The organism is Nonomuraea sp. NPDC059007, from assembly GCF_042740555.1.
Classification (GTDB): Bacteria; Actinomycetota; Actinomycetes; order Streptosporangiales; family Streptosporangiaceae; genus Nonomuraea.
Window position 1 is genome coordinate 137,951 of record NZ_JBHYJD010000005.1, and the last position, 18,826, is coordinate 156,776.

The 18,826-nt window shown below is 71.7% G+C and carries 18 protein-coding genes and 1 riboswitch; of the genes, 8 read left to right on the plus strand and 10 right to left on the minus strand.

Translation table 11 applies throughout. The features are described 5' to 3' along the window. The first annotated feature begins 54 nt into the window (after window positions 1–54). From ACFWY5_RS09945 to ACFWY5_RS09975, 7 genes are all read left to right on the plus strand, one after another. Window positions 55–1,341 (plus strand): ABC transporter substrate-binding protein, encoded by a 1,287-nt coding sequence (locus ACFWY5_RS09945; RefSeq protein ID WP_379611640.1) that lies wholly within the window; start codon window positions 55–57, stop codon window positions 1,339–1,341. Beyond that, window positions 1,338–2,219, plus strand: coding sequence for a carbohydrate ABC transporter permease (locus tag ACFWY5_RS09950; protein WP_379631141.1), 882 nt, complete (start codon window positions 1,338–1,340; stop codon window positions 2,217–2,219). The genes ACFWY5_RS09945 and ACFWY5_RS09950 overlap by 4 nt, the downstream gene beginning before the upstream one ends. Then, window positions 2,216–3,028, plus strand: a complete 813-nt coding sequence (locus ACFWY5_RS09955) for a carbohydrate ABC transporter permease (protein ID WP_379611637.1) — start codon at window positions 2,216–2,218, stop codon at window positions 3,026–3,028. Before ACFWY5_RS09950 ends, ACFWY5_RS09955 begins: the two co-directional genes overlap by 4 nt. Before the next feature lie 63 nt (window positions 3,029–3,091). Then, window positions 3,092–4,135: a substrate-binding domain-containing protein gene (locus ACFWY5_RS09960; protein ID WP_379611636.1), complete on the plus strand. Its 1,044-nt coding sequence runs from the start codon at window positions 3,092–3,094 to the stop codon at window positions 4,133–4,135. Then, window positions 4,123–5,259, plus strand: a complete 1,137-nt coding sequence (locus tag ACFWY5_RS09965; protein WP_379631143.1) for an NPCBM/NEW2 domain-containing protein — start codon at window positions 4,123–4,125, stop codon at window positions 5,257–5,259. Before ACFWY5_RS09960 ends, ACFWY5_RS09965 begins: the two co-directional genes overlap by 13 nt. Then, on the plus strand, window positions 5,247–6,746 hold the full coding sequence (locus ACFWY5_RS09970) for a sugar ABC transporter ATP-binding protein (RefSeq protein ID WP_379631145.1): 1,500 nt from the start codon (window positions 5,247–5,249) through the stop codon (window positions 6,744–6,746). The genes ACFWY5_RS09965 and ACFWY5_RS09970 overlap by 13 nt, the downstream gene beginning before the upstream one ends. A gap of 218 nt (window positions 6,747–6,964) precedes the next feature. Then, the gene (locus tag ACFWY5_RS09975) at window positions 6,965–7,996 is read left to right on the plus strand and encodes an ABC transporter permease (RefSeq protein ID WP_379611631.1); all 1,032 of its coding nucleotides are present in this window, start codon (window positions 6,965–6,967) and stop codon (window positions 7,994–7,996) included. 191 nt (window positions 7,997–8,187) lie between these two features. Here ACFWY5_RS09975 and ACFWY5_RS09980 read toward each other — a convergent pair whose 3' ends face one another. The 8 genes from ACFWY5_RS09980 to ACFWY5_RS10015 form a co-directional block, all read right to left on the minus strand. Then, the gene (locus tag ACFWY5_RS09980; protein ID WP_379631147.1) at window positions 8,188–8,448 is read right to left on the minus strand and encodes a hypothetical protein; all 261 of its coding nucleotides are present in this window, start codon (window positions 8,446–8,448) and stop codon (window positions 8,188–8,190) included. Then, window positions 8,445–9,242, minus strand: coding sequence for a DUF4097 family beta strand repeat-containing protein (locus ACFWY5_RS09985; RefSeq protein WP_379631149.1), 798 nt, complete (start codon window positions 9,240–9,242; stop codon window positions 8,445–8,447). Before ACFWY5_RS09985 ends, ACFWY5_RS09980 begins: the two co-directional genes overlap by 4 nt. Window positions 9,243–9,493: 251 nt before the next feature. Beyond that, complete coding sequence (locus ACFWY5_RS09990; RefSeq protein WP_379631151.1) at window positions 9,494–10,297, minus strand: hypothetical protein; 804 nt, start codon at window positions 10,295–10,297, stop codon at window positions 9,494–9,496. Window positions 10,298–10,367: 70 nt separating this feature from the next. Further along, window positions 10,368–11,453 (minus strand): glycosyltransferase family 4 protein, encoded by a 1,086-nt coding sequence (locus ACFWY5_RS09995; RefSeq protein ID WP_379611627.1) that lies wholly within the window; start codon window positions 11,451–11,453, stop codon window positions 10,368–10,370. Further along, window positions 11,450–12,724, minus strand: a complete 1,275-nt coding sequence (locus ACFWY5_RS10000) for a M48 family metallopeptidase (protein ID WP_379631153.1) — start codon at window positions 12,722–12,724, stop codon at window positions 11,450–11,452. The genes ACFWY5_RS09995 and ACFWY5_RS10000 overlap by 4 nt, the downstream gene beginning before the upstream one ends. After that, a complete protein-coding gene (locus ACFWY5_RS10005) occupies window positions 12,721–13,422 on the minus strand; it encodes a hypothetical protein (protein ID WP_379631155.1) in 702 nt (233 codons plus the stop codon). The genes ACFWY5_RS10000 and ACFWY5_RS10005 overlap by 4 nt, the downstream gene beginning before the upstream one ends. Window positions 13,423–13,491: 69 nt before the next feature. Further along, complete coding sequence (locus tag ACFWY5_RS10010) at window positions 13,492–13,968, minus strand: C40 family peptidase (RefSeq protein WP_379611624.1); 477 nt, start codon at window positions 13,966–13,968, stop codon at window positions 13,492–13,494. A gap of 64 nt (window positions 13,969–14,032) precedes the next feature. Next, window positions 14,033–14,196, minus strand: a riboswitch (cyclic di-AMP (ydaO/yuaA leader). Window positions 14,197–14,449: 253 nt separating this feature from the next. Next, on the minus strand, window positions 14,450–15,082 hold the full coding sequence (locus ACFWY5_RS10015; RefSeq protein WP_379631157.1) for a class I SAM-dependent methyltransferase: 633 nt from the start codon (window positions 15,080–15,082) through the stop codon (window positions 14,450–14,452). Window positions 15,083–15,152: 70 nt separating this feature from the next. On the opposite strand from ACFWY5_RS10015, the gene ACFWY5_RS10020 reads away from it, so the two are divergent. Beyond that, a complete protein-coding gene (locus ACFWY5_RS10020) occupies window positions 15,153–16,031 on the plus strand; it encodes a LysR family transcriptional regulator (protein WP_379631160.1) in 879 nt (292 codons plus the stop codon). Window positions 16,032–16,045: 14 nt separating this feature from the next. Here ACFWY5_RS10020 and ACFWY5_RS10025 read toward each other — a convergent pair whose 3' ends face one another. Both ACFWY5_RS10025 and ACFWY5_RS10030 read right to left on the minus strand, forming a co-directional pair. Further along, window positions 16,046–16,999: an NlpC/P60 family protein gene (locus tag ACFWY5_RS10025; protein WP_379611621.1), complete on the minus strand. Its 954-nt coding sequence runs from the start codon at window positions 16,997–16,999 to the stop codon at window positions 16,046–16,048. Window positions 17,000–17,487: 488 nt separating this feature from the next. Next, window positions 17,488–18,810 carry an NYN domain-containing protein gene (locus ACFWY5_RS10030; RefSeq protein ID WP_379611619.1) on the minus strand — a complete coding sequence of 441 codons (1,323 nt, stop codon included), beginning with the start codon at window positions 18,808–18,810 and terminating at the stop codon, window positions 17,488–17,490. Window positions 18,811–18,826: the final 16 nt, after the last annotated feature.

An 18,826-nucleotide genomic window follows, 5' to 3' on the forward strand; every position in this document is an offset into this window, starting at 1 on the left:
GGGCCGCACAGTCAACCCGCCGGTTCGTCACGCCCGGCGAGGAAGGCGGCAAGGGTGTACAGGACCCTCGCAGCAGGCTTAGCGGCCCTGCTCGCGCTCACCGCGTGTTCGGTGAACGAGGCGGCCGCGCCGTCATCGCCGGCCCCGGCAGGCGCCAAGGAAGTCACGTTTCTGCTGTTCGAGTCGCCCAACCTGAACGCGGCCTACTGGGACGCGCAGATCAAGCGGGCGACCGACGCGGTTCCCGGCATCACGGTGAAGAAGGTCGTGGCGCCCGCGGCGGGCAGCCGCGACGAGTTCGCCAAGCAGCTCATAGCCTCGGGCCAGTTCCCCGACGTGCACATCGGCCTGCAGGACATCCTCGGCTTCGCGCCGAACCTCTACTCCTGGACGCCCGAGGACCTCAAGGACTTCGAGTGCGCCACCTGCGGCGCGACCGGCGGCAAGGTCGTGCAGTTGCCCACCAACACGCAGACGCACTCGAACGTCTACTACAACAAGGGCCTGTTCGAGAAGGCCGGCATCACCGCCCCGCCCAAGACCTACGCAGAACTGCTCGACGCCGCGGCCAAGCTCAAGGCCAAGGGCATCACGCCGTTCGTGACCGGCGGCGGCCCCGACGCCTTCGCCTCCACCCTGGCCTGGACCGGCGTCCTGACCACCGACGTGTACGCCGAGAACCCCGGCTGGATGCGCCAGCGGCGCGAGGGCAAGGTCAAGTTCTCCGACCCCGGCTTCAAGGCCGCCACCCAGAAGTTCGCCGACCTCGCGGCCAAGGGCTACATCGACAAGAAGGACCTCTCCCGCGACTACGGCGCCACGCAGACCGCCTTCCTCGAAGGCAAGGGCGCCATGTACCCGATGGGCAGCTGGTTCGCCTCGCCCGGCGCCGGCGACAACCCGGAGAACAAGATCGAGATCGGCCGCTTCAACTGGCCCGGCGAGGCAGGCTCCGACAAGCTGGCCGGGTTCACCGGCGGCGGGCTCACGGTCAGCGCCGCCGCCAAGGATCTGGAGTCGGCCAAGAAGTTCGCCCTGGCCTTCCAGCTCGACAAGGCCAACCTGGACGCCTCGGTCAAGGCCGACGCGCTCTTCCCGGCGATCAAGGGCTACACGCCGCCGTCGATGGGGCCCGTGTTCACGGAGTCGTACAAGGCCTGGTCGGACGCCAAGACGGCGGGCGCCATCGTGCCGTCGTTCGGCTGGGAGGCCGGTGACGACGCCATGCTGCCCGGCATGAAGGAGAAGTGGTGGTCCTCGGCCCAGGACCTCGTCAGCGGCAAGAAGACCGTGGACGACGTGCTGAGCTACCTCGACGACGAGTGGGACAAGTCCTCTTGAGAGTCGCGTACAGGAGGGCCTGGTACTTTCTCAGCTTCGGCGCGCCCGGACTGCTCATCTACGTGTGCTTCGTGCTCGTGCCGATCCTGCTCAGCGTGGGCTACAGCATGACGAACTACAGCCTGCTGCGCCCCGGCTGGACCTGGGTGGGGTGGCGCAACTACGAGCTGCTCCTCACCGACCAGGCGTTCCTGACCTCCCTGCGGGTCACCACGATCCTGACCGTCATGGTCCTGGTCGCGCCCAACCTCCTCGGGCTGGCGATCGCGGTGCTGCTGGATCGCCGCGGATGGTTCTACAACGCCATGCGCAGCGTCTACTTCACTCCGATGGTGCTCAGCTCCGTCGTGGTCAGCGTGATCTGGACACGGGTACTCGACGACGAGGGCCCGCTCAACCAGGCGCTGCGCTTCCTCGGCGTCGCCGACCCGCCGGGGTGGCTGTCCGACCCCGGCTACGCCCTGTTCTCCCTGGGCGGCATCGTCTCGTGGCAGATGCTCGGCTTCTGCGTCGTGGTCTACCTGGCCGGACTACAGGGTGTGCCGAACGAGCTGGCCGAGGCCGCCTCCATCGACGGCGCCGGACCCTGGACGCGCTTTCGCCGCATCACCTGGCCGCTGCTGGCCCCCGCCCTGACCGTCAACACCGTGGTCCTGCTGATCACCACCTTCAAGATCTTCGACCACGTCAAGGTCATCACCAACGGCGGGCCCGGCACCGGCACCACCGCCACCGTGGCCTTCACGATCATGCAGGAGGGCTTCGTCGAGAACCACCAGGGCTACGCCTCGGCCATGGCCGTGGTCATGCTGGTGATCATCGCCGTGGCCTCCGTCGTCGCGCTGCGCGTACTCCAGAGAAGAGAGGTGCAGCTGTGAGACGCCCGCTCGTCACGCTCGCGGTCACCAGCGTCTTCTTCGTGCCGCTCTACGTCGCGCTGGTCAACGTCGTCAAGCCGAGCGCGCTCATCCCAGGCGCTGGCGCGATCGCGCTGCCGATCCCGCCGACGCTGGACAACCTGAGCGCGGTCCTCACCGACCCGACCAACCTGTTCTGGGCGAGCCTGGCCAACAGCGTCATCGTCACGACGCTGTCGGTGATCGCGCTGACGCTGCTGTCGGCGATGCTCGCCCACTATCTCGCCCGTACGGCGGGCCGCTGGGGCCGGCTCGTCACCGTGCTCCTGTTGTGCGGCCTGATGATCCCGCCCCAGGTCATCCTGGTCCCGATCACCCAGGTGCTGCGGGCCCTCGGCCTCATGACGACGGTCCAGGGGCTGGTGCTGTTCAACGTCGGCTACTACATCCCGTTCGGGGTGTTCGTGTTCACCGGGTTCCTCAAGGGCATCCCCGCCGACCTGGAGGAGGCGGCGGCGATCGACGGCGCGGGGCGCGGGCAGGCGTTCTGGCGCATCGTCTTCCCGCTGTTGCGCCCGGCCACCGCCAGTGTCCTGATCTTCCTGTCGGTGTGGATCTGGAACGACTTCCTCAGCCCGCTCATCATCCTCGGCCCCGGGCAGGGCACCACGGTCACCACCGGCATCTACCGCTCGCTCGGGCAGTACTCCTTCGACTACGGCGGCGTGTTCGCGCTCATGTTCCTGTCGACGCTGCCCGTCCTGATCTTCTATCTCGCCCTGCAGAAGCAGTTCGTCAAGGGACTCACCGGCGGTGCCACGAAGGGGTGAGTTTAGCCGGCCTGACAAACGGAAAAAGATCTCAGTCAACGCAAGGAAGCAGGTGCACCCCCCATGATCCTGCCGTCCACCAGAACCGCCGCCGCGTTGCTCGTCGCCGCGCTGGTGCTGGCCGCGTGTTCGTCCGGCAAGGAGGAGACCACCGCGGGCGCGAGCAAGGCGCCGGCGGGCGGCAAGATCTCGATCGCCTACCTCCAGAAGCAGGGCGACCAGGAGTACTTCATCGGCGAGGCCCAGGGCGCCAAGGACAAGGCCGCTGAGCTGGGCGTCGACCTGCAGGTCGTCGACCTCGGCGAGGACACCAACAAGGCGGTCACCGAGACGCAGGCGGCCATCGGCAAGAAGGTCGGCGGCATCATCATCGTGGTGCCCGCCCCCGCCGTCGGCCCCCAGATCGTCCAGCTCGCCAAGGACGGCGGCGTACCGCTGCTCACCTCCGACGACCAGGTCTGCGTCGACGGCCCCGACCCGGCCGCCTGCGACAAGTCCAAGCTCGTGCCGCGCGTCGGCTTCTCCGGCACCCAGATGGGCGAGTCCGTCGGCACCCGCGCCGGCGAGGAGTTCAAGAAGGCCGGATGGAAGAAGGAGGACTCCGCGATCATCACGGCCTGGCAGCAGGACGTGACCGTCTGCACCGACCGCGTCAAGGCCGCGGTGCCCACGTTCGAGGCGGCGGCCGGCGTCACCGGCGTGAAGGTCATCGAGGTCGGCACCGACAACACCCCGACCGGCGCCCAGGACAAGGTCGCGGCCACGATCAGCGGCAACCGGGCGGTCAAGAACTGGGTGATGCTCGGCTGCAACGACGAGAACGTCAGCGGCGGCGTCACCGCCATGCAGAACTCCGGAATCAAACCGGAGAACATCATCGGGGTGGGTTTGGGCGCCTATCTCGCGTGCAAGGACTGGAACAGCGGCAAACCTTCAGGTATGAAGGCAGCGTTGTTCATCAACGGATACGAGGTCGGCAAGCTCGCCGTGCAGACGATGTTCGACAACATCAAGAACGGCACCGCCATGCCGGCCGAGGCCTTCGCACCGACGAAGATGGTGGATGCGACCAACTGGCAGGCCGAGGGAGTCAAGTGCAGCGCCTGACACGGTTATCGGTGGCCGCCGCGGCGGCGGCCACCGCTCTGGCAACGCTCGCGAACCCGGCGGCGGCCGACGAGGTGCCCGAAGGCGCCCTGCTCGGCGACGGCAGCCGGGTCGTGCGCGTCGACGACGGCCGCTGGGTGGTGGCCAAACACCTGCCCAACGGCGACATGGCGGTGGCGCTCTACAACGACAGCGGGCACCCGCAGCGCATCGCCACCACGGTCACCGACATCGGGCTCCCGGCGGCGGCGCCCGCCTACCGCGTACGCGAGTTGTTAACCGGCGCCGACGCCCACACCGCGGGCGTCCTGGCCGCCAACGTGCCCGCCAGGCAGGCGATGCTCTACCAGATCTCCCGGGACGCGGCCTGGTCCTCCTACCCGCCGCTTCTCGAGTTCGACCTCCAGGTTCCCGCCCCCTACCAGGGGGCCGCCGCGCTCATCGAGCCCGGCGCCACCGCCCAGGTGACCACCGTCGTCACCAACCACGGGCTCACCAACGCCGCCGACGTCACCGCGGCGCTGCGCGCGCCCGACCGCTGGCTGTCGGCCGCCGCCACCCCGGCCGCCGCCAAGGTCCTCGGGCCCGGCCAGCGCCTGGCCACCGCCTGGAACCTCACCACCCCGGCCGACCTGCCCCGCAACGCGTACTGGCTGGAGGCGAGCGCCGCCAAGCTGCGCGCCGCCTCCGTCTTCGTCGTGCCCCCGCCCGCCCCCACCGGCACCGCCTACGTCAGCGACCTGCGCTGGCTCAGCATGGCCAACGGCAAGGGCGCGGTCGAGCGGCGCAAGGTCGTGGTGAACGGCGCCACCTACGCCAAGGGCCTGACCGCCCACGCCCCCGGCACCCTCGACTACTACCTCGGCGGGCGCTGCACCAAGCTCACCGCGCACGTGGGCGTCGACGACACCGCCGGCACGGGCGGCACCGTCACCTTCGAGATCTGGGCCGACGGCCGCAAGGCCGCCGCCTCCGGGGTGCGGACCGGCGCCATGGCGGCGCTGCAGCTCGCCGCCGACGTCACCGGCGCCCGTCTCGTCAGGCTCGTCGTCACCGACGCGGGCGACGGCCCCACCGGTGACGCGGCCGCCTGGGGAGACCCGGTGATCGCGTGCTCAGGGTAGAGGAGCTGGCCAAACACTTCTCCGGCGTCCAGGCACTACGCGGCGTCACCTGCGACTTCCCCGCCGGCCAGGTCACCGCCCTCATGGGCGAGAACGGCGCCGGCAAGTCCACGCTGATCAAGATCGTCAACGGTGACCACCGTCCCGACGGCGGCCGCGTCCTGCTCGACGGCCACCCCCTCGACCTCCACTCCCCCGCCGACGCCCGCCGCCACGGCATCCGCGTCATCCCCCAGGAGCCGGAGATCATCCCGCACGTCTCCGTCGCCGAGAACGTCCACGCCGGCGCCCTGCCCCGCCGCCGCGGCCGCCTGCTCGACCGCGCCGCCCTGCGCGAGCGCGTCCAGTCCCAGCTGGTACGGCTCGGCTTCGAACACGCCCTCGACCCCGACACCCTCGGCTCCGCCCTGACCCCCCCGCAACGCCAGCTCGTCGAGATCCTGCGCGCCCTGACCGGCGAGGCCCGCGTCATCGCCTTCGACGAACCCACCTCCTCCCTCGGCGAACACGAGACCGAAGCCCTCTTCGCCCTCATCACCCGGCTGCGCGAACAGGGCCTGGCCATCGTCTACGTCTCCCACCGCCTCAAGGAGATCTTCCGCCTGGCCGACCGCATCGCCGTCCTGCGCGACGGCGCCCTGGCCGGCGTACGGCAGGCCGCCGAGGCGAGCGAGGGCGAGATCGTGCGCATGATGGTCGGGCGGGACCTGTCGTCCATGTTCGAACGCCCCGGCACCGAGGCCGGCGACGTCATCCTCGACGTCCACGAGGTCACCACCGACGACGTGCGCGGCATCACCTTCCAGGTGCGGGCCGGCGAAGTCGTCGCCCTGGCCGGGCTGGTCGGCGCCGGCCGCTCCGAACTCTCCCGCGCCCTGGCCGGCGACCTGCCCATCCGCTCCGGGACCGTCAGCGTGGCCGGGCGGGTGCTGCGACTGCGCCACCCGGGCGACGCCGTACGGGCCGGGCTGGGCTACGCCCCCGAGGAACGCAAGGCCCAGGCCCTCTTCCTCGACCGGAGCGTACGCGACAACACCTCCCTGGTCATCCTCGACCGCCTGCGCACGTTCCGCTTCGTCCGCCGCGCCGCCGAGAACCGGGCCGTCGCCGAGTTCGTGACCCGCCTGCGCGTCCGCACCCCGTCCTTGGAACACGAGGTCCGCAAGCTGTCCGGCGGCAACCAGCAGAAAGTGGTCCTGGCCCGCTGGCTGGCCCGCCGCCCCAAGGTGCTCATCCTCGACGAGCCGACCCGGGGGATCGACGTGGGGGCGAAGGCGGAGATCTACCACATCATCGCCGACCTGGCCCGCTCCGGCGTGGCCGTCCTCGTGGTCTCCTCCGAACTCCCCGAGGTCCTGGGCCTGGCCGACCGCATCCTGGTCATGCAGAACGGCCGCATCACCGGCGAACTCCCCCGCACCCGCGCCACCGAGGAAGCCATCCTCTCCCTCGCCATGACCGACGACCTGACCCCCACCCCCTCCTAACCCCACCCCGGGCCCCACTCGCCCCTCAACCACACCCCCAACGCCCACCCCTCCCCCAGGCCCGCACACCCCCGCCGCCTTCGGAGATCCCCCGAGGCGTCCAGCACCCACGCTCAGCGCGGCGCACCGCCGTACACCTGACCGCCACTTCCCGCCGAGGCCCGCACACCCATGACCACCGCAGCAGAGCACGCCGACCCCATGCCCGGAGGCGCGCGATGACCTCCCAGACCAGCGCCCACAAGGCCCCCACCGACCCACGCGAGAACCGCGGCCGGTGGGCGGGAGCCGTCGCCGCCATCGGCGCCCAGAACCTGATCCTCGTGCTGGCCATCGTGGCCGTGGGCGCGCTGTTCGGCGTGCTGGACCCCGGCTACCTGGCGTGGAGCAACATCCGGGTGATCGGCGACGCCGTGACGATCGCCGGTCTGCTGGCCGTCGTCCAGACGGTAGTGATCATCTGCGGCGCCCTCGACATCTCCGTCGGCTCGGCCACCGGCGTGGCGTCCGTGGTCAGCGCGATGGCCTTCATGTCCACCGGCCGCGACCCGACGCTCGGCATGGCCGCCGCCCTGGCCGTGGGCCTGCTGCTGGGTCTCATCAACGGCATCATCATCGTGTACGGCCGCGTCAACGCCGTCATCGCCACCCTGGCCACGCTGGCCGCGTACAAGGGCCTGGCCCAGTTGCTGTCCGGCGGCGCCGCGCAGGGCTACGTGCTGGGCGACGACCTGTTCATCTTCATCTCCCGGGGCAGCCTGGCAGGCCTGCCCACGATGGTGTGGATCCTCATCCTGGTAGCCCTGGCCGTTCACATCCTCCTGAAATACACCGACATAGGCCGCAACCTCTACGCCATAGGCGGCAACGACACCGCCGCCCGCCTCGCAGGCATAAACATCAACAAATACCTGATAGCCGTGTACGCCCTGGCGGGCCTGGTAGCCGCGATAGCCGGCATCATCCTCACCGCCCGAATCGGCTCCGGCCACCCCACCTCGGGCAGCGCCGGCCTGGAACTGAAGGCCATCACCGCCGCGGCCCTGGGTGGCTGCGCCCTGAAGGGCGGAAAGGGCGGAGTGGGCGGCACGCTCCTGGCGGTGGTGTTGCTGGGCGCCCTGGAAAACGGCCTCACCTTCCACGGCATCAGCACCTTCTGGCAGAACGTCGCCCAGGGCGCCCTCCTCGTCGTGGCCGTGGTGATCCAGCAACGCCGCAGCGGCGAACGCGCCGTAGGCCTCCCCACCTGACCACCGCCCCCGCGAGGCGGCGCCACCCTGACCTCCGAAGCGGCCCCGTAGGACGGGCGAACGGGCCAGAGGTAAGCACCAGGGGGAGGCGTGGGCGGGGCCCAGAACATGGACAGGTCCGGGGTGCGGAGTGAGACCGTGTTCAGAGCGTGGGGTTCAGACCAGAACGTGGTGGCGGGGTTGGGCGGAGGCTAGTGGGGAGTTGGGTGGGGGTCGATGGCGTTGGCGAGGGTGTGGAGGGCGCGGGCCGCTCGGTGGCGGAGGCCGTGCGCGGCGCCGGAGGCGGCAGCTCGTGAGGTGGCGACGCCTGAGGTGGTGGTTCTAGGTCGGAGGGCGGGGGGCTGGGAAGGGGTCTGGCGGTTGTGGTGGGTGGCGGTGCGTTCGGCGGCGGCTTCGGATATGAGGTCGGCGTGGCGGGTGCGGACGTACTCGGTGATCATGTGTTCGTTCATCGGGTGGACTCCGCTCTGGTGATGGCGATGCCGCCGCTCAGGCTGCGGGCGGTGATCTCGACGGTCTGCTCCGCGGGGGACGGCTCGGTGGCGTCCTGGGTGAGGGCGGAGGTTACGCGGCCGGTCAGGGAGTTGATGTCGAGCCAGGCGGCGGTGCCCTCGTGCACGGCCACCGTGGCGTCGCCCGAGGTGGTCCGGATGCCGATCTTGCCGCTGGTCACGCAGCGGAGGGACACTTCGCCGGAGGTCGACGTGATGGAGGCGTCGGAGGAGGCCTTTCCGATCACCAGGTCGCCGGAGACGACGGTGGCGGTGATGGGGCCGCGGGCTTCGGTGATGCGTACGTCGCCTGAGGCGGTGTTGATGCCGGCGACGCCATCGATGACGTCAAAGTTGACGTCACCTGACGCCGTCTTGGCGATCGCGGTGGCGGCGTGGGCGGCGTCCAGGTCACCGGAGGCGCTGGAGAACTCGACTCCGGCCAGCCGTCCGCGGATTCTGACGTCGGCGGAGGCGGTCTCGACCACCACGCGGGAGCCGGTGGGGACCTCTACGACGATGTCCAGGCTCGGAGTGCGGCGCAGGCGGGAGCCGTCGGGGGCCTTCACCTGGACGACGCCGTCGCGGTGGGTGACCTTGACCGATTCGGCGTAGTCAGCCACGCCGCCCTGGTCCAGGTGTTCGGGGGTGACCTCGACAGTGGTGTCCGTACGGTCGGACGCGGTGACGACCAGGTCACCGGCCGGGAAGTTCACGTGGAGGGCGATGGGGTCCGGGGTGCTGAAAGTGGGCATGGCGAGATCTCCGATCGGCGTGGTCAGAACACCCTCGTGGTCAGGCGCGGCGAGGGGATGATGCGACGCCCGCCCGGGACAGGCCTCGGACGGGGAGTGCTGCCCGCGGGTGGCCGCTGCGGGCGGACCTGGCTCGGGTAGGTCCCCGGCTCGGGCAGGTCTCCGGCTCGGGTAGGTCCCTGACTGGGGTACTGCCCAAGCGGGGGCACGGCACCCCCGGCTGGGGTACGGCCCCGGCAAGAAGGTGTGGGTTAGCGGGCCCAGCCGGTGATGCGCTGGCCGGGGAAGCCGGAGGGCGGGGCCGCCGGTTGGCCGGAGACGGCCTGGCTCAGGGCACGGACCATCCAGGCGTTCACCGACATGCCCGCCTGGCCCGCGACCTGTTCGATGCGGGACTTCAGCGGCTCGGGCAGGCGCAGGGTCATCCTGGCGGTTCCGGCGTCGCCGTCGCCAGGGCCGGGCGGCTCGGGGGGCGAAGGCGGGACCGGGGGTGTGGGGGGCATGGGCGGGGTCGGGCCGGGCCACGCGGCGTCGGGCCAGCCGGGCGGTCCGGGCGGGCCGTAGCCACCAGGCCCGTGGCCACCACCAGGCCCGTAGCCACCGGCGGGCCCGTAGCCACCACCGGGACCGAGGCCACCGCCGGGGCCGGAGCCACCGGGACCGTAGGCACCAGGGCCGTAGGCACCAGCACCGTAGGTACCAGGACCGTAGGCGCCCGGACCTTGGCCACCGGGGCCGGGGTCGCCTGGACCGCCTGGACCGTAGGCGCCCGGGGCCTGGCCGGGGGCGGCGCCCCAGTTCGGGTCGGGGCCGGGTGGGACGGTGACCACCAGCTCCGGCTCCCTGCCGCGGATCCGCAGCTCGACGAGGCCGGGCTCGATCTGGCTGGTCACCGACTCCGCCGCGTCCGACAGCACCTCCAGCAGCGTCAGCCGCACGGAGGACTCCAGCGCCGAGGTCAGCGACTCGGCCGCGGCCCGCATGTCCGCGCCGCCCACGTCGGCGGCGGCGGTGAGCTCCCTGCGGAGGGTGTCGATGTGGGGCGTCAGGTCCATGACGTCATCATGACATCAGAATGCTGTCATGGCAAGCCACAGGCTGACGCAGAAGAGCATCACCCCGACGTCACCCGGAGAGAATGTCGCGGAAACGCCTCGCCACCAGCTCCCACGACCAAGCGGACGTGATCCACTCGCGCCCCAGCGCCCCCATCTTCCCCGCCCGCTCCCGATCCTCCAGCAGCTCGACCAGCGCCTGAGCGACCGCGCCGACCGACCCGCCGTCCACGACCAGCCCGGTCTCCCCTTGGCGTACGGCATCCGGCGCCCCGCCGGAGGCCCCCGCCACCACGGGCAACCCGCTGGCCGACGCCTCCAGGAAGACGATTCCGAGCCCCTCCACGTCCGCCCCCCGCAACCGCGTACGGCAGGGCATGGCGAAGACGTCACCGGCCGCGTAGTACCCCGGCAGGCTCTCCCCCGGCACCGCCCCGGCGAACACCACCGACCGGGTCCGGGCCGCCAGCCGTTCCAGGCGGCGCCGGTCCGGCCCGTCCCCCACCAGCAGCAGCACCGCGTCCGGCACCGCCCGCAACACCCTGGGCCAGGCCTTGATCAGCTGGTCCTGCCCCTTGCGCCGCACCAGCCGGGACACGCACACGACCACCGGCCCCCCGAAGGAGCCCGCGGGCGCCACGCCGGGATGGAAGGCCGCCGTGTCGACGCCGGGCGCCAGCCGTACCAGCTTGGCCGCGGGAACGACCCCGGCGAGCCGCGCGCGCGTGTACTCCCCCAGGTAGGTCACCACGTCGGCGTGCGCGCCGATGCGGCGCAGCACGCCGCGCAGGAGCGGTGTGCTCGCCCAGGACGCCTCGTGGCCGTGCGTCAGCATCACCACCCGCCGCGCCCCCGCCGCGCGCAGGCGGGGCGCGAGCAGCCCCAGCGGGGCCGCGGCGCCGAAGACCACGGTGTCGGCGCCGAGGCGGGTCACGAGCCGGGCGGCCCGCCGCGCGACGCCGGGCGTGGGCAGCATGAGCGAGGTGGGGTGCCGGACGATCGGGTACGGCTGCCGCCGGTCGAACTCGGCGCTGCCCGCCCAGGCGGGCGCGTAGACGACGGCCCCGGGTGTGCGCACCGCCAGCCCGTGCACGAACGACTGGATGCCACCCTGACGTGGCGGGAAGTCGTTCGTGACGATGAGGACGCGCCTCACGGCTCCGGAACGCCGTTCAGCAGCGCCCAGGAGCGGGCCATGGCGATGCGCTGCGGCGCGGTGGGGTGGGAGGCGTACAGGACGTACTCGACGGCGTCCGGCGCGAGGTCGGAGATGTTGGTCGTGGCCAGCCGCTTCTGCATGGCCGTGAAAATCGCCGGGTCGCGGGTGAGGTCGAGGGCGTGGGCGTCGGCGCGGGCCTCGACGTGGCGGCTGACGACGTTCTGGGCGGGTCCGGACAGTACGGTGGCCAGGCTCATCAGGCCCATGACGGCGCCCACGGCCAGGGGTTCGGTGATGGCGGTGACGCGGGCGCGCCGCCGTACCAGCGGGAAGAACGCGAACAGCAGGGCGGCGCCGAACGCGGCGCCCAGCGCGCCGATGAGCGTGCCGTTGAGAACGTCGTCGTACTTGGCGTGGCCGAGTTCGTGGGCGACGACGAGTTCGACGTCCCGCTCCGGCGCCTTGAGCAGCGTGTCGTAGACGACGATGCGGCGGGTGGCGCCGAAGCCGGAGACGTAGGCGTTGAGCGCGGTCGTGCGGCGGGAGGCGTCGGCGACGAGCACGTCCTCGACCGGTACGCCGTCGCGCTCGGCCATGGCCAGCAGGCCGGTACGCAACTGGGACGGCGGCATGGGCCGGAAGTCGTTGAACAGCGGCTCGAAGACGACCGGATACACGAACGAGGCGGCGACGGTCAGCGCGGCGGCGCCCACGGCCGCGGGCACCCACCAGCGCCGGAACCTGCGCGCCAGGCCCACCACCGCCACGATCATGATGGACAGCAGCACGACCCGGACCGCGATGTTCTTCAGCCGGTCGCCGCTCCAGCCCGCCCAGTCCTGCGTGGACAGGCCGAACTCGCGCAGCCGTACCTCGAACCACATTCCGAGCGGCCAGCGCACGACCTCGACCAGCACCGTGAGCAGCAGGACGCCCAGCAGGACCCGCAGCCACCACGGGCCCTTGAGCCGCCGGAGGACCTTCGCGCCGAGCGGCGTGGCGACCAGCAGCCCGGCGAACAGGATCGTGAGCCCGAACGACAGGTACGACGGCACGCTGGTGGCCGCGTCGAACGCCTGCGACCTGGCGATCTCGGCGGCGGAGAAGTCGCGGGCCGGATCGGGGGCGACCTGGGGCGCTCCCGGCGGCAGCGCCCGCCACGGCGTGGTGAACGCGGCGACCGCGACCACGACGGCGCCGAGCACGACGGCGGCGATCCCGGCCTGCCGCCGTATCCGCGCGGGGGCCTTGTCCCGCTGATCGGTCACTCGAGTTCCTCCCGTAGATAGGCGCGCCATCCGGCGACGAGCTCGCCGGACGGCAGGGGCACGGCCCGTTCCACGCCCAGCCGCCGCGCGTCGCGGTAGAACCTCACCAGCCTGTCCTCGCCGAAGCGCGCGGCCAGGAAGCGACACGCCAGCCAGGCCTCCTGGTAGGACTGTGCCAGCCGCGCGGCCCCGGGCGCGAACGCGTCCGCCCCGGGCAGTTTCCCGGGCACCCGTCCGGCACGTACCTCGGTGGCGAGTTCGGCCGCCGCCACGGGCACGGCCAGGCCCGCGTCCTTGTAGGCCACGTAGTCGGCGAACCCCTCGTACAGCCAGGCCGGCAGCCCGCCGGTGCCGGCGGCGACGTGAGTCAGCTCGTGGGCGAGGACGACGTCGCGTCCGGTGGGGGTGAGTTTGGCGTAGTTCTCCGGGATCACGATGACCCTGCCGTCGTGGGCGATCGCGGCCAGGCCCTCGACCGAGCCCACGCCCGCGGTCCGCGCCGCGTGTGCCGCGTTCTCGGCGAGTTCGACGCTGGGCCGTACCGGCTGCCCGAGGATCGCCGCGACGCGCGCCGCCGCCCGCTCGGCGCGCCGCTGAAGGTCGCCGCGGTCCGCTCCCGCGTCAGGAGCCCGCTCGGGGGCGCAGCCCAGCGCGAAGACCAGGAGGGCCGCGAGCGCGGCGCGACGGCTCACGACCACGGCCCTGATGGTAGCCGGACGCGCGAAGGCCCCGTCCCGGGAGGGGACGGGGCCTTTCGGTCCGGACGACTACAGACCGGGCCGGACGGCTCCCGCGAAGGACGACTTGCGCCATCCGCTGAGCCGCTCGATGCGCACCCGCTTGCCGGAACTCGGCGAGTGGACCATCTTGCCGTTGCCGACGTACATGCCGACGTGGCCTCGACCGCGGAAGAACAGCAGGTCACCCGGCTGCAGAGACTTCCACGAGATCTTCTTCTTGATGCGCGCGTACTGGCTGTGCGTCACGCGGGGGATCTTGACTCCGGCCTTCTTCCAGGCGAACTGGACGAGACCGGAGCAGTCGAAGGCGCCGGGTCCCGTTCCGCCGTAGCGGTACGGGTCGCCGATCTGCGCCCTTGCCGCGGAGACGGCCTTGCGGGCCTTGCTCTTCTGCCGGGCAGTCGTCGACTGCGTCGCCGTCTTGGCCGAGGTGGTGGTCTTGGCCGTGGTCGCCGCCTGGGCCGCCGGGGCATGGAGGGCGAACCCTCCGGCCGTCACGGTCATGGCGAGCGCCGCGCCACCGAGAACAAGACGGGGGTTGTGCAGGGAGGTAGACAGGATTTCTCCTTGGTTCTTCCACGAACGCCTACCGGGTTAGCTGACGGATTCGGGCCTGGAAGTCGCCCTACGGCACGCTGAACGCGCCGATTCACCCCTTGATCCCGGGGGAATGGGATCGGTGGTTCCCCGGCTCCGTGCCTCCTGGCTGCACGGACTCGGCAGGTCGCGGCCCCTTGTCGGACGGGGGCGACCGGCGGATCTCTATGGGTCCTCATCGAGCCCGGACGGGGCCGATGCCGGTTCGCGGCGCCATGGCTTGTTCGCCGCGACGCCAGAACGTACTCCCGGGTTCATGACCCGGCAAAGTCCTGGCAAAGCTGTAAAGATCAGATAAAGGACCCTGTCAGGACGGGAACTCCTGCTGGACAGCGGGGTCCCGTTACTCAAATGTGACCCTCCTCACACTTGGAGCTCCAGGGGTGAGTCAGGTCCCTTCCGCCCCTCCTGTCACACGCGTCACAGCGGTCAGCCGGAAGCCGGTCGGCGTGTGCCGTACCTCTTCGATCTCCTTCAGCCGCGCGGCGTGCTCGCCGCCGAGATAGCGGAAGAGGTACGGCACGCGCCGCGTCCGCCGGATCTCGAACCGGGCGGCGATGGCGTCGAGCATGTCCCCCGCGGGCGAATGATCGACGTGCGCCTCGCGCCAGCGGGTCACCGGGTCGCGCTCGGGCCCGTCGAAGCGGCCGAGCAGGGTTCCGGCGTCGTAGAACCAGGTGGCGGCGGCCTCGTCGGCCCAGTCCCAGGCGAACTCGTCCACCACGAGCAGCCCGCCCGGCTTCAGCAGCGCGGCCGCCCGGTCGAGTGCGGCCCCCAGCGGGTGCATGTGGTGCAGCGACAGTGACAGCACGATGACGTCGAACGGGTCGTCCTCATAAACCGTCAGGTCGGCGCGCTTGGCGGGCACGCCCGCCGCGAGCGCCGCGGACGGGTCGAGGTCGATGGCAGTGACGTCGTGGCCGCGCGCGATCAGCGCACCGGCCAGCGCGCCGTCGCCGCAACCGGCGTCGAGAACGCGGGCGGGAGCCGCGGGCAGCGCGGAGAGAATCCAGGTGTCCATGCCCCGATCGTGCTGCGCGCGAGCCATGCGTACCACTGCGGGTTCGGCATGAAAGGCATAAGCTCCATGCATGCTTGACGTCTGGTCGCTGAAGGTGCTGTCAGAGGTGGGCCGGCTCGGGTCGTTCTCGGCGGCGGCCGAGGCGCTTTCCATGACCCAGCCGGCCGTCTCCCGGCAGATCGCCGCGCTGGAGCGCCGGGCGGGGGTGCTGCTGTTCCACCGCCTGCCGCGCGGCGTACGGCCCACCGGCGCCGGGCAGGCCGCGCTGGAGCAGGCCGCGTACGTGCTCGACGGGATCGTGCTGCTGGAGACCCGGCTGGCCGCGCACGCGTCGGGCGAGCGGGGGCGGGTGCGCGTACAGGCCTTCCCGAGCGCCGCCACCGCGTTCGTGCCCGAGTGCTTCCGCGTCTTCGCCGCCCGCCACCCGGCGGTCGAGCTGTCCCTGACCGTCGGCGGCGGCGCGTCCGCCGTCCTCGCCGGAGAGGCCGACCTCGCGCTGGTCACCTCGTGGGACCCCGCGCCCGCCGGCCTGGACCTGGTGCCGCTGCTCGACGACGAACTGCTGGTCGCGCTGCCGGAAGGTCACCCGCTGGCGGCCGGGGAGAGCGTGCGGCTGCGCGCTCTGGCCGGGCAGGCGTGGATCGACGGCAGCCACCCCGACTGCCTCGGGCCGCTGTCGGAGCTCGCCGCGGCGCTGGGGGCGCCGCCGCGCGTCAGCCACCTGTGCGACGACTGGAACGGGCGCCAGGGGCTCGTGGCGGCGGGCGTCGGGGTGATGGTGTTCCCGTCGATCGCGGGCGGCGCGGCCCTGCGCCCGGACATCAGGCTCCTACGTCCCGAGCCCGCCCTGCCCGCGCGCCGCGTCTTCGCCGCCGTCCTGCCCGCGCCCGGCCGCTCACCGGCCGTGGAGGAGCTTCTGCGGACCATGCTCGGGTACGGCGGGCCGTAACGCCGGCCGGGGCCTCAGGGCCGGATCGCGCCCACGACGCGCCTGCCGTACGAGGAGAACTTGACGACCTTGATGACGTCACCCGTCTGGGGCGCGTGCACGATGTTGCCGTTGCCCGCGTAGATGGTGACGTGGCCGAGGCCCTCGCTGAAGATCAGGTCACCGGGGCGCAGCGCGTCGAGCGAGACCCGGCGCTTGGCCCCCCACGCCCACTGCTGCCAGGTCGTCCGCGGCAGCGAGACGCCGGCCGCCCGCCAGGAGGCCTGGGTGAAGCCCGAGCAGTCGTACCCGCGCGGACCGGTGCCGCCGTAGATGTACGGCTTGCCGACCTGCCCGAACGCGAACTTCAGCACCGCCGCCGCGTTCCCGGTGGCCGGGCCCGTGTACTTGATGCCGGTGCTGTTGGGATCGCCGGTCTTGTACGCCCCGAGCTCGCGCAGGAGCTTCTTCTGCTCCTGGATCAGCTTGAGGATCTCGGCCCGTTCCTTCTCGACCTCGTCGCGTTCCTTGTCGGCCGCGACCAGCGCGTCCTGGGCCAGGTCGCGCTCGGTCTTGAGGCCCTTGTTCTCCCGGTCGAACGCGGCCAGCTTCTCCGCCCGCTCGGCCTGGAGCTGGCCGGTGAGGGCCATGCCGTTGAGCATGCTCATGGGGTCGCCCTCGCCCATCATCGCCGGCCACGAGGTCACGTCGGCGCCGAGCTGGTAGTCGTTGACCGCCATGGTGATGACCTGGACCCGCAGGCGGGCGACGGTGGCCAGTTTGTCCTTGTAGGAGGAGTTGAGCCGGCCGTACTTCTTCTTCGCCGTCTTGTGCCGCTCGGTGGCGGTGTTGAAGCGCTCGACGACGTGGTCGGCCTTGTTGTTGAGGCGGGAGAGCTTCGCCTTGGCCTGTTTGATCGTGGGCTTGGGATCAGCCACGGCCACGCCGACCGGCGACGCCAGCAGCCCGATCGCCAGACCAGTCGCCAACGAAACCCGGCCAAACCTCACAGCGTCGCCTCCCAGTGATCACACCTGGGGGCAAATAGTACAGAAGTGCTGGGTGTGTTCTCAGCCTTTAGCCTGATTTGTAACCCACACCCCACCCTTCCCACCTCCCCCACCCACCACCAGGCACAACAACGGGCGGCCCCACCGCGCGACCGGCCGCCGTCCGGATGCCCGGGACCGCTGGGGGTGCCCGTCGAGCGGCCGGCCGCGCCGATGGGCGCAGATCGGAAGGTACGCCCGGCCGGGGCGCCCGCGCACCCCGGCAGACCAATCCGGTCTGACACCCCCGGCCGCCCCCACCCCAGAGCTCCAAACCCCAAAACCAAGGCGCAAGACACAGGCGTCACGTGACCCCGGCAAGAACCCCGAAACCCGGAACGCGAGGACGAGGAGCACTGCGCCGAGCACAGGCCGACGGGCGGAGCCCAAAGCCCGGAGCGCGCGGGCGCGAGCGGCTTTGGGAGGGGTCAGACGCGGCCGAGGCGGCGCAGGATCAGGGCGGAGGGGACGGGGCGGGCGCCCATGCGGCGGACCGACTCGGCCACCTCACGGTCCGACGACACCACGGCTATGGCGCGCCCCGGCGGCTCGGCGCGGACCAGCTGGCGGATCACGTCGTCGGCGATCTCGCCCGGGGCGCTGAACAGGACGCGGACCCCCCGCGGAGCCACCACCTGCACGGGCGAGTTGAGTTCGGCGCCGTCGAAGACCACCGTGACCTCCACCCGGGTCTGGGCGACCAGCCCGCCGAGGCCGGTCATCAGGCGGGCCCGCTGGTCGGCGAGGGTGAAGTTGCCATAGCCGGTCTTGGTCACGTTGTAGCCGTCGATGATCAGATGCACCTGCGGCAACGCCAGCAACTGGTCGAGCAGCTGCGGATCGTCGTCGGCCAGGGCACGCGCCGGTACGCCCCGCACCCCGGGGGCACCGGGCGAGACCGCGGCCACCGAGTCGGCGGGGCGGCTGATGGTGGTCGGCAGGGCCAGTTCCCTGCGCAGACCGGCCGACGCGTCCTGCAGCGCGTCGAGCAGCACCCTGATGCGCGCGTCCTCGATGCTTCTGCCCTCGCGCGCGGCCCGGCGGGAGGCCTCCAGCTGCTTCTCCACGTCGCTCAGCCGCTCACGCACCCGGCGCAGTTCGGCCTCGCCCGCGCTGCCCGCGGCCGTGGCGGCCGTCTTCACCTCGACGGCGGCCTGCTCCACGGCGGTCACGCGCTGCTCGGCCGCCTTGGCGCGCTCGCGGGCCTCGTGGAGTTTGCGGCGCAGGTCCGAGTTCTCGGCGCGGGCGGTCTTGAGCTGCTCGCGCAGCCGGTCGGACTCCTCCTTGGCGGCGGTCTTCGCCCCGGCGAGTTGTTCGCGCAGCCGTACGACCTGCTGCTCCTGCGCCGAGCCCTCGGCCGCGACGGCGGACTGCTCCAGGTCGGCCCGCGCCATCTCCACCATCTCCGCCCAGCCGGGCGGGCGGGTGAGGTAGGCGGCGGCGGCCACCAGCACGGGGTCGGCGGCGGGCGGCACGTTGCCCTCGGCCAGCGCGGCGACGAGCTCGGGCCAGCCGGCCGCGACCGACTCGGCCACGGCCTCGCGGAACTCCTTGTCGCTCTCCAGTTGAGCGGCGATGGGCGCGCTGCCGAGCTTCGCGCGCTTGCGCGGATCGAACCTGGCGATCCCGCGTAGCGGCGGAGGCACGATGGCGGCCGGCATCGACCCCAGGACCTGCGCCGCGAGGTCGACGACGTTCAGTCTTACCTGCTCAGGGAGCGGGCGAGACAGGCCTTCACCGGCTGAACTCATCCCGTTGTGTCCCTTC

Bases quoted from the DNA above. Each gene is read 5' to 3' on its own strand.
- ACFWY5_RS09960 (WP_379611636.1), top strand. From the start codon at position 3,092: ATGATCCTGCCGTCCACCAGAACCGCCGCCGCGTTGCTCGTCGCCGCG.
- ACFWY5_RS09980 (WP_379631147.1), bottom strand. From the start codon at position 8,448: ATGAACGAACACATGATCACCGAGTACGTCCGCACCCGCCACGCCGAC.
- ACFWY5_RS10015 (WP_379631157.1), bottom strand. From the start codon at position 15,082: ATGGACACCTGGATTCTCTCCGCGCTGCCCGCGGCTCCCGCCCGCGTT.
- ACFWY5_RS09985 (WP_379631149.1), bottom strand. From the start codon at position 9,242: ATGCCCACTTTCAGCACCCCGGACCCCATCGCCCTCCACGTGAACTTC.
- ACFWY5_RS09990 (WP_379631151.1), bottom strand. From the start codon at position 10,297: ATGGACCTGACGCCCCACATCGACACCCTCCGCAGGGAGCTCACCGCC.
- ACFWY5_RS10030 (WP_379611619.1), bottom strand. From the start codon at position 18,810: ATGAGTTCAGCCGGTGAAGGCCTGTCTCGCCCGCTCCCTGAGCAGGTA.
- ACFWY5_RS10020 (WP_379631160.1), top strand. From the start codon at position 15,153: ATGCTTGACGTCTGGTCGCTGAAGGTGCTGTCAGAGGTGGGCCGGCTC.
- ACFWY5_RS10010 (WP_379611624.1), bottom strand. From the start codon at position 13,968: ATGACCGTGACGGCCGGAGGGTTCGCCCTCCATGCCCCGGCGGCCCAG.
- ACFWY5_RS09975 (WP_379611631.1), top strand. From the start codon at position 6,965: ATGACCTCCCAGACCAGCGCCCACAAGGCCCCCACCGACCCACGCGAG.